A 9,187-nucleotide genomic window follows, 5' to 3' on the forward strand; every position below is an offset into this window, starting at 1 on the left:
AGTTAGCACGCTCGACGCGCCGATTGAGTGTTTTTCTAACAGGCATAGCGACGTTCCCCGTTTGGTTTGCCAAACTGCTCTTCCGCCCAGATGGGTCGTTGGTATGGCGGGAAGCCATCATGGAGCGCGTCGAGAACGGCCAGCACGTCATAGCCAATGCGGTGCCAGGTTGCCTCGGCGAACGCGTGCGCCGCGCTTTCCGTTAGTCCGGCCGCGGCGAGGTCATCGAAGAAATCGCAACCAGCCTGCATAAACATCGCCCAAGCCGTCGCTTCGTCAGGTCGCGCTTTGTTGCGTCTACGTCTGATCGGCATCAGCGCCTCGCGCCGTAGCTTGCATACCGCGGCGGGCGCGATGCTTCCGGCGAGCCGGCACCATCCAAAGAAAGCTCCCGAATGAGCCGAGCGAAGCCGATGCGGCTATCCCTCTCAACGGCCACTTCTGGTCGCGCGCGCGGCGCGTTCCATCTATCCGTATACGTAAGGCCGTGCGCCTCGATAGCCTCGCGCGCTTCCTCGCCTCTATCCCAGGCTTCGCACGCACGGATTAGAAGTCGCAGGTTGTGCGGCTCCATTTCGTACTCCTCGACAACCGAACGAAACCACTTTTGCGTTGGTTTTCGCAAATGCGAGGGTGGTTTTGGTGTTTTTTCCATATAGGAATCCTTGGTCTTTTGGCCTCAAAGCCTTGGGCTGCAAGGCGAGGCCGAATCTGATTTGAACCGGGGCAAGGCTCATACGCACTTACGGGGCCGCACCGGTCCTCTGGATGGGGCGATTCAGAGAGTTCGACCGCCCCTACCCCTAGCTGTATCTGCTGCTGGCTCGTTGTCGTTGTCGGCTTTCGGAGGTTCGCGGCCGGTGATTTTGTAGAATTCCTGCCACGAGATGCGGCGCACCGAGACGGTTTCGTTTCCTGGTGGTGCGACAACCTTCTTCATGCGACGCGCCTCACATACGTCTCCATTTCCAACATGCGGTCTCGGCCGTGTTGGGTTTCAACGATGAAGACCAATTCGCCGTCCTCATCCTTGGTCACGCCGAGCACCCGGCACGGTTCCCAATGGGAGTCCATTCCACCTTTGTCGTTCGACTTAAAAACCTGCCGCTCAGCGGCGTATGGTTCGATTGCAAACATGCTATTTCCATTTGTTCCCTCCTCTGGTTTCTCTGTCGGTTAATTGTTCAAACTTGAACGGAAAACGGAAAGGAAGCCTATAGGTATCTTTCCATTTTTCCGGTCGCTTCCATCCTACGAAACAGGGTGCCTATCTTGGTGATAGGCAACCCTTGTTCCACATTACGGACGGGTTTGGACATTCGGAAAACTCCGGAAATTTCCGGAAAATTCCTTATTTTTCCGGCTCCGAAATCTTCCAGATCCACTCTTTTCCGTCCCAGCTTCCGGCGCAAAACTCGCCAGACTGCACGGCTCTTTCGACGGCACTCTTGAACTGCTTGCGCACAGTGTCGGCTCGCTTAGCCTCATCGGCTTGGGCTGTGACGTAACGTGCTGCGAATTCGGCCCGCGCTTCTTCCAACAAGACTGCCATAACCTGAGGCGCGGCATTGTCGCCGTGAACGCGGACGGTCTGCCCTCGATCGGCCAGAGCCGCCATAAATCCATCGCGAAATGGCCGGTCGGTTTTGCTGGCTTTCGGCTTTTTGCTTGGCGCCTTGCCGGAAGTGTCGAAATCGAGGACGAGCGTCGTGATAGGCGAGCCGTCATCGCGGACGCCTATCTGAGCAGGACTCGCCGTGATTGCCGCAATCGGTCCTTCTGGCGCGTCGCGGCTCTTGGCGAGGTGCAGATGGTGATTGGCTGTGAGGCCGGTAATCTCGTCCCGGTCGCAGGCCAGCATCAGGGCGAAATCGGCACCGGCGCGCGCATTTGAAGAGCCCCGCAGGCCGGCAGAAGCATTCTTGCCCGCGTGGTGGATTAGGATGATGACGCAGTCGAGCCGCTTCGCGATCGGCTGCAGCGCATCGAACACCCTCTGCCAGGAACCAGGATCGTTCTCTTTGTCCTCGGCGATCATCCCTGCCGCCGAAACGGTGTCGATGATGAGTGCGACCAACGGCACATCGAACCGTTCCCGCATGCTTGCCGCGGCCTGCACCAGCCGCGCCTCAAGCGCGGCATATGACGCCTTGTCCGTGAGCGCCCCCATCTCGGTTAGCAGATAGAATGGCAACAGTTCATCGGGGTCTTGGAGTTGCGCGCGGCGGGCCTTCAACCGTCCGCTGATCGTGCCTTCGCCTTCTGCCGCCCAATAGACTACACCGCCCGTCCGCTCGATATCACGACCGGCAAGCGGTTCGCCGGTCATGAAGCATGTGGCTGAGTGGATGGCGAAGAACGTCTTGTAGGCACCTGACTGACCGCCATAGAAGCCGACGCCAGTTCTCGGCATCGTGTCCCGCACCAACTCCGGCTTCGGAACGTAAGGCGCATCCTCGCCTATGAAGACAAGCCGGCCGCGGCCATTGTCGTTTGCCGGGACAGGGATTTCCGGCGCGGGCTTGCCGGGCTCGAATTTATAGATCCTCTCAGGAATCGCACCCATTACGCAGCCTCCCTCGTGGCGTAATCGGCGCCGGTTCCAGTCGGGATTCTAATCGTCACCTCTCGCCCGGCTGCGTGCCACCGCTCGGCGCAGTCGCGAGCCGCCTTTTGGCCGGTTCCGGAGGCATCGTTGTCCGCGAAAACCGTCAGCGCCTGGATACCGGAAATCACCGGAAAACTCCGCATCGTTCCGGCTGACAAACACGCCCACACAGGGCGGAACGGCACAGCCAACGCCGTTTCGATGCCTTCGGCTATTGCGAGGCCAAGCGTAACATCTTCGTCACCAGAGAGGCGCACAACACCGCCACCAGCCGGGCCTAACATCTTGCGGTCAACCTTGGAGCCGTCGCGATCAAGAAACGTCCGGTGAATCGCCTGCGGCTCGGCCGTAAGGATGTTGGTGATGAGCGCCACCATGGCCCTGCCGCCTGGCCAGTAACGGAGCGCATCGCCGCTGTAGGCCAAGCCGCGGCTGGCAAGGTACTTCTCCGCCACCGTGCCTGGCAGCGGTGCAGAGCGCGCCCACATGTCGGCGGCCGATTGCTGTTTGGCCAGCTTGTCGTGGTCGACGTGGTGCAGTGGTTGGCGCGGTACGGTTGGCCGCTCGTCGGAAAGGCCGAGTGCGGCTTTCACGTGATCGCGGCAGTCTCGGAAATCATCGCCCGCGAATGAACGGACAGTGAAGCCGTCGTCCTTAAAGGTCACCTGTAGGCTACGATCGCGCCGTGAATGAGCAGGACCAGGGCAAAGGATCCGGTTACGGCTTATGACGTCGCCGCCGAGCAGGATAGCGGCTTGCTTAAGATTGACTATGTGCTGCACGATGCTGGCTCCAAGCTGCGCTTGCGGCGCGCGAAATTTCGTCGGCTAGGTCTCGCGCGAACGTGGCAACGCGAACGCCATGGCTATTGGGCGCATAGGTCAAGAACCGTCCACCGTCGCCCTGCACAAGCCGAAGGCCGTATAGGCGGCAGTCTGGCGTCAGTTGCACATCAAAGTGCGCAACAGTTCTTCCCACGCCTGGCGGCGCGGGTCGTATGTCGAGGATTTTCAAGAAGGTTGTTCCCGTTACGGGTCGGGGTTGCGGGCGCCGTTGGGTCGAGCGCTTATGTTTTTGAGTTCTGCTTAACTGCGCCCGGCGCCACGCCTGCACCGCGCGAATGGCGGCAAGCTCGGCCTCGAGTTCGGCCATCGTCATTTGGCTTATAGGTTTGGTCATGCCGCCCTCGCCTCTTGTGCCTCGATCCAGTTCGTCAACGTCGAGCGCCTGGCACAGACAACCTCTCCAATGCGGAATGTTGGAATGCTGTTCTTCGAAACTGCGTGATAAACGGCTCGCCGCTCAAAGCCGAGAAAGTCGGCGATAGCTGCGGCGCCGCGAAGGATATCCGCGGCGAGCGGGTGATTGTCGTTCATTGCGTTCCTCTGAAAATTTCGCTTGACACGTTTTCGTATTGTCGATAGTCTGTATGCGTACCCGATTCTGTTACGAAAAGGACGCGCACATTAGGTGTTTTCGCCTCTTGTGTCAAGATAGTCTCACGCATTCCGCATGTTGCTAAAAATCCGTTAGTCATGCTATACCTTGCCAGCGTGTTGCGGAGGGACAAGCATGTCGATACGTGAACGGACGTGGACAACTAAGAGCGGAACCCAGAAGTCGGCCTATATCGTCGACTACTATGCGCAGACCGGAAAGCGACACATCAAGACCTTCTCCAAGAAGAAGGATGCCCTCGCCTACGAGGCTAAGGCTCGCATTGAGGTGAATGGCAAGGTCCACGTCGCTGACAGCGCAACCATCACAGTTGCTGAGGCTGCCAAGTACTGGCTTGCGGCGTGTGCTGACCTGGAGCGCTCGACGGTCGCGCAATACACCCAGCACATAAATCTTCACATCGTGCCGTTCATCGGCAAAAAGAAGCTGAACGAAATCACCATCCCCGCCGTGCGTGCGTTCCTAGATACCCTGGCGGGAAATGGACGCAGCAGCGCGATGGTGCGAGCGGTGCGCGTGTCTTTGGGTGCACTGCTCTCCGATGCGCAAGAGCGCGGCCTGGTTATCCAGAACGCCGTCAAGGACATGGGCCGAAAGAAGGGCAAGAAACAGGCTGCGGCCCGTCACGAAGAGCAGGCGCAGGTCGGCGTCGACTATCCCACGCCCGCCGAGGTGAAGGCCATGCTTGCCGCCGCCAAGGCTGGCAAGCCGCATGCATTCCTAATGACCGCCATCCTTACCGGCATGCGCTCAAGTGAACTTCGCGGCCTGCGCTGGTCCGATGTCGACCTAGACAAAGCGTCGGTGACGATCCGCCAGCGCGCTGACGCCTACCACGAAATCGGCTCGCCTAAGTCAAAGAAGGGGCGCCGCACGATTCCCCTTCCCGCCAACTTGGTGCGCACCCTGAAGGAGTGGAAAGCGGATTGCCCGGCTGGCGCCCTCGATCTTGTCTTCCCTTCTGGAACCGGCAAGGTCGAGTTTTACGCCAACATCACCACGCGATGGTTCTATCCGGCCCAGCTTGCGGCCGGTGTCGCGATCGACCCTGGTGAGAAGAACGCCAAAGGCGAGCCGGTGCTTGAGCCGAAATATTCAGGCCTCCACGCGCTGCGTCACTTCTATGCCTCATGGTGCATCAATTGCCCTCAAGACGGAGGCCTCGGCTTGCCGGCCAAAATAGTGCAGGAGCGCATGGGTCATTCAAGCATTCAGGTAACGCTCGACACCTACTCGCACCTGTTTCCGAAAGGCGACGATGCAGGCGCAATGGACAACGCGGCGGCCGCGCTACTCACCTGATAGCAACATGTCGGCGACAAACTGCCATTTTATTTAGCATTTTCAATGCTTCCTAAAATACTCTGACTCCGTTAGTCCTGGTTCGAATCCAGGTTCCCCAGCCAACGAAATATTCAAGCAGAACAATGCCTTAGATGAAAACATGGTCTCCGGACCGTGGTTACATCACATTTGCAACACGCTCTCACCTAAGTCCTTGTTTTCCGTGCATTGCAAAACATTCCCGCTCACTCCATGGAACACGGAATGGCCGTGATGTTCTCGGCACGTTCTTGAATTAGCAGGCACTAACGGGTCTGTGAGTCCTGTCACAGACGCTCCTGGCGCATCGGCCTAGCTTGTGCAGCGGTGAAGGGAGTGCCCTGATGCTTGTGAACCTTCCTATGCTTATGAACCTTCCTCTAGTCGTAGCTGGTCCCGTTGTCGATTGGTTTGGTCGCCGAGCCGATCAGAGGGCGCTATTGAAGGCAACTGACGATCTGAGCGACTCACCGGACGACATGCTCAGCGACATGGGGATTTCCCGCGACGACATCGAGACCGCGCGCTGGCGGTCCAGCCGGAGAGTGAGCTGACAGAAAGCCCGGAAGCCGGATGCTAGCCCTGCTCTGGTGCACATCGCCATCGCTCCCATGCGAAGCGCCCGCTGCGTTGCCGCAGCGAGCGCTCCAGTGGTCCCCGCATCCCTCGCAGCCAAGACGGTACGCCTCGGTAAGAGGGATCATAAGCGCGCCCTAGTTGAAGCGCTGCATATTCAGATTGCGTGACATTTCTGCCACTAGAGACAGGAAGGCCGGAGCCGGCATTCAACCGTAATGGAACTTCGGCTTTGGCTCGGTGCCCTTGAATTCAACGCCTACGCGATCACTCTTGCGCCATCGAACAACAGTCCTGTAGGCGATCCCATCAACTGGTACGCAAAGCAGGCATTTATGGTCTGGCCCGAGCCGTTTCACCAGTGCGGCAACGTCCAATACCGCCGACCGCCGGCAAGTGAGGCAATAGACAGAAAGACCCGTCCCGGCCTCCAGCTTTTGCCGAGTGTGTCTTCCGTGAAGGGAAATTTCATTGTCATGGCGATCCTCGCAAATTGGGGTCGCCGCACCGGTGAGGATTATTCCTGATCGCCAGGGCGATTGCCAAAGAGGTTCCGCGATCACACCATGTCCTTTTGAGGTAGAAATTAGCTATCTTGCATATGCGGCGGACCACTAGTCGCTAGGCCGGCGCCGGGCTCTCAGGCAATTCTCCCCCACGAGAAAAGGCGCCGGTCACCTTAGCCCGCCGCTGGGTGTGGGGGCACACCGAGCGCAGGGTCACGAGCGGGCCGATGATCAGGATCAGCAGCGCCAACACGATGAACGTGTAGGGCCGGCTGAGGGCAATGCGGACGAGTGCAATCATGAAACAATGCCTGAGGCAAACCAATGACGCGTGTAGGTCGCCTCAACCCTTCAGGTTTTCTTACTCACACCATTTGGCAACCGAACCTTTGCCTAGGCCGGTTCAGTGTAGATGCCGCCAGGCGAAAGGGCCTTGAGCTTGGTTGCGTCGTATGTGTCGTCAAACGCAACGTAGAAGGTTCCAGACAGGATCGTCGCGAAGCGGGAATCGAGGTGCGACAGCGGCATGACGTGTTTGTGCGGCTCAAGCCGCAGCACACGGCATGCAATCCAGGCTTCGTCGCATTCACATGGAGCACCGTACCGCTCTGGCCGTTGACCCGGGACATGCCGGTCGTCTCGGACGTGCTCGTGGTGATGGAGGGTTCCCGGGGCCTCGCAACAACGAGTGGCATTTGAGCGTCCGCTGCCTGGACTGCATTCATTCCCGCTGGCGACAGCAAGGCCATGGCGAACATCAGGTACCGGAAAGCCGACTTCATCGATCGCTCCTTGGTCGAAAGGCAACTCTTAGGGGAGCCGACCAACTCCCTATTCAACTTCCCTGGGCAAGCAGTGCCTTCTGCCTCCAGCCCGCAATCGAGGTCCGCTGCAGCGTGGGCCCGATCGCGCGTTCCCGACAGGCATCGATGTCTGCTCCATCGGTCGTCAGGCACGCAGCCCTGCTTCGCTGGTGGCGTTGAGAGCAGAGGCGTTCTGAACGAACCATCGCCCAAAAAGGTTGTACGCGTCCAATTTGGAAAACGCAGAAACACTCATCACCACGGTGAATAATGTGCGGCTTCAGGCTCAACCGGCTGGTCGGTCTTCCAAGCCAATATGCTGCAGAGGAACGCCACTCGCGTGCGCAGGGCGGCGAGCGGCCGATGGATCAGCAGCAGGAAAGGCTCTCTTCCGCTGCCGTCTTTCCCCCACACTCATCAAACTACCAGTTCCGGCTTCGCTGCGACCGGGCGCGTTCCTGCCGCTGGAGGATGAGCGGACGACTCCTAGCCGTTGAAGGCGGGCAACGGCTGCGAGACGGTGAGACTTGCGGAATATACCGGCCTGCCGGCTTCGTCATGAACGGCAACGGTCACAGTCTCATCCAAGTCGCTTGAGGCGATTTCGTCTGCAGCGATATCGTGAAGCGCCTTCAGCGCTTCTCGTCGCAGGTCGGTGAGATTGCCGAGGTCGACCCAAGCATCGCCGAGGCTTTGCCCATTTCGGAAGACTTCGAACAGATAGTTCGGCATGCATTATTGTGGGCCGCACGAGCTGCACCCGCATTCAAATTTGAGAGATGGGAAAGCATCCACCCCTCCGAGTGTGAACGTAGCCTTCCCTGGGGTGCGTTCAGGCGGGAAAACCCGCCTTTCTGAAGCCTGATGTGAAAAGCCCGAGCGCGACATGGTCGGCGAACGGGAGATTTGAAATCAGCCGGAGAGTCAGGTCGTGTTTCCTGGTCAGTGCCTCCTCGACTTCAGCGCGCGCCTTCTCCGTCTCGCCCAAATGTGCGTAAGACGCTGCGAGGAAAGCATGGACGAAGAATTGGTCGCCAGCCTTCTGATACGAAGCGACGGCTTCGGAGTACCTTCCAAGCAGGAACAGGGAGCTACCCTTCACCTCCCAGAACCACATCGGTGGTACCGGGTCGCGCAGGAGCGCTGTTTCGAGCACGTCGAGCGCCGTCTCGGCCCGTCCGCCGTAGTTGAGCCAGCTTGCGTAATCCCCCGCTATGTTCACGTCCAGCGGGTTCAACGAGCGCGCTCGCTCGAAATGCACTCCCGCATCGCTGTGTTGGCGCATGTGGGTAAGCACCAGCCCCATGCTCTGATGACAGACGCCATCGCTCCTGTCGAGAGCGAGCGCCGTTCGAGCGGCGTCCCAGGCCTTCTGTAGCGACCGCAGATCGTTGTCGTACCAAAATCTGCCGACGAGGGCCTGCGCCAGGAAGGCGTGACCTTGAGCGAATGCCGAATCGAGCTTGATACACTGCGCGAAGAGGGGCTCGGCCTTGTCCAGTTCATATCGGTAGAAGTGCGCGCGCCCCTGCAGGTAGTAGTCGTATGCGTCCCAATCGGTCGGACGCTTGCGTCTGCTGCGGCTCGCAGAATCGGCCTCGGCTTGGCCTTCGACCATCGAGGCGATAAGAGCCGCAACCTCGTCTTGCAATGCGAAGATGTCGTTGAGGGCCCGGTCGTACCGTTGGGCCCAAAGGTGGGTGCCGGTGGCGGCATCAATCAATTGTGTGGTGATCCGAATGCGATCACCGAGCTTTCGTATGCTGCCTGCGACGAGGTAGCGAACTCCGAGCTTGCGGTGGGCTTCGGCAGTGTCCAATGCGGGGTGACGGAACTGAAACGATGAATTGCGTGCGATGACGAGCAGGGAGCGGAACCTGGCCAGCTCCGTAATTATGTCCTCGGTTATGCCG

Annotated in this window: 10 protein-coding genes and 1 pseudogene; 1 reads left to right on the forward strand and 10 read right to left on the reverse strand. The window is 59.1% G+C overall.

Annotated elements, in window-relative coordinates:
• Positions 1–35: 35 nt before the first annotated feature.
• From EOA60_RS08285 to EOA60_RS08305, 5 genes are all read right to left on the reverse strand, one after another.
• Positions 36–314 (reverse strand): hypothetical protein, encoded by a 279-nt coding sequence (locus EOA60_RS08285; protein WP_127335488.1) that lies wholly within the window; start codon positions 312–314, stop codon positions 36–38.
• On the reverse strand, positions 314–655 hold the full coding sequence (locus EOA60_RS08290; protein ID WP_127335487.1) for a P27 family phage terminase small subunit: 342 nt from the start codon (positions 653–655) through the stop codon (positions 314–316). The genes EOA60_RS08285 and EOA60_RS08290 overlap by 1 nt, the downstream gene beginning before the upstream one ends.
• A 281-nt stretch (positions 656–936) precedes the next feature.
• The gene (locus tag EOA60_RS08295; RefSeq protein WP_127335486.1) at positions 937–1,137 is read right to left on the reverse strand and encodes a hypothetical protein; all 201 of its coding nucleotides are present in this window, start codon (positions 1,135–1,137) and stop codon (positions 937–939) included.
• Between the two features lie 214 nt (positions 1,138–1,351).
• Positions 1,352–2,566, reverse strand: a complete 1,215-nt coding sequence (locus EOA60_RS08300; protein WP_127335485.1) for an AAA family ATPase — start codon at positions 2,564–2,566, stop codon at positions 1,352–1,354.
• On the reverse strand, positions 2,566–3,390 hold the full coding sequence (locus tag EOA60_RS08305) for a toprim domain-containing protein (protein ID WP_245479228.1): 825 nt from the start codon (positions 3,388–3,390) through the stop codon (positions 2,566–2,568). The genes EOA60_RS08300 and EOA60_RS08305 overlap by 1 nt, the downstream gene beginning before the upstream one ends.
• A 790-nt stretch (positions 3,391–4,180) precedes the next feature.
• On the opposite strand from EOA60_RS08305, the gene EOA60_RS08320 reads away from it, so the two are divergent.
• Positions 4,181–5,368, forward strand: coding sequence for a site-specific integrase (locus EOA60_RS08320; protein ID WP_127335483.1), 1,188 nt, complete (start codon positions 4,181–4,183; stop codon positions 5,366–5,368).
• Positions 5,369–6,174: 806 nt separating this feature from the next.
• Here EOA60_RS08320 and EOA60_RS38835 read toward each other — a convergent pair.
• The 5 genes and pseudogenes from EOA60_RS38835 to EOA60_RS08340 form a co-directional block, all read right to left on the reverse strand.
• Positions 6,175–6,294, reverse strand: a pseudogene (locus tag EOA60_RS38835) (PilZ domain-containing protein); the annotation flags it as partial.
• A 292-nt stretch (positions 6,295–6,586) separates the two neighbouring features.
• A complete protein-coding gene (locus EOA60_RS08330) occupies positions 6,587–6,772 on the reverse strand; it encodes a hypothetical protein (protein ID WP_095824757.1) in 186 nt (61 codons plus the stop codon).
• 92 nt (positions 6,773–6,864) lie between these two features.
• The gene (locus EOA60_RS37425) at positions 6,865–7,029 is read right to left on the reverse strand and encodes a hypothetical protein (protein WP_164748366.1); all 165 of its coding nucleotides are present in this window, start codon (positions 7,027–7,029) and stop codon (positions 6,865–6,867) included.
• A 731-nt stretch (positions 7,030–7,760) separates the two neighbouring features.
• Positions 7,761–8,006 (reverse strand): hypothetical protein, encoded by a 246-nt coding sequence (locus EOA60_RS08335; RefSeq protein ID WP_067000612.1) that lies wholly within the window; start codon positions 8,004–8,006, stop codon positions 7,761–7,763.
• 100 nt (positions 8,007–8,106) lie between these two features.
• The coding region (locus tag EOA60_RS08340) for an adenylate cyclase (RefSeq protein WP_128311237.1) at positions 8,107–9,187 on the reverse strand (1,081 nt) is incomplete at its 5' end.

Origin of the sequence: Mesorhizobium sp. M1A.F.Ca.IN.020.06.1.1 (assembly GCF_004023265.1) — a bacterium.
Lineage (GTDB): Bacteria > Pseudomonadota > Alphaproteobacteria > Rhizobiales > Rhizobiaceae > Mesorhizobium.

What these genes read in the sequence shown, in the direction of transcription:
- EOA60_RS08285 (WP_127335488.1), bottom strand. Translation starts at nt 314, where the DNA reads ATGCCGATCAGACGTAGACGCAACAAAGCGCGACCTGACGAAGCGACG.
- EOA60_RS08290 (WP_127335487.1), bottom strand. Translation starts at nt 655, where the DNA reads ATGGAAAAAACACCAAAACCACCCTCGCATTTGCGAAAACCAACGCAA.
- EOA60_RS08295 (WP_127335486.1), bottom strand. Translation starts at nt 1,137, where the DNA reads ATGTTTGCAATCGAACCATACGCCGCTGAGCGGCAGGTTTTTAAGTCG.
- EOA60_RS08300 (WP_127335485.1), bottom strand. Translation starts at nt 2,566, where the DNA reads ATGGGTGCGATTCCTGAGAGGATCTATAAATTCGAGCCCGGCAAGCCC.
- EOA60_RS08320 (WP_127335483.1), top strand. Translation starts at nt 4,181, where the DNA reads ATGTCGATACGTGAACGGACGTGGACAACTAAGAGCGGAACCCAGAAG.
- EOA60_RS08330 (WP_095824757.1), bottom strand. Translation starts at nt 6,772, where the DNA reads ATGATTGCACTCGTCCGCATTGCCCTCAGCCGGCCCTACACGTTCATC.
- EOA60_RS08335 (WP_067000612.1), bottom strand. Translation starts at nt 8,006, where the DNA reads ATGCCGAACTATCTGTTCGAAGTCTTCCGAAATGGGCAAAGCCTCGGC.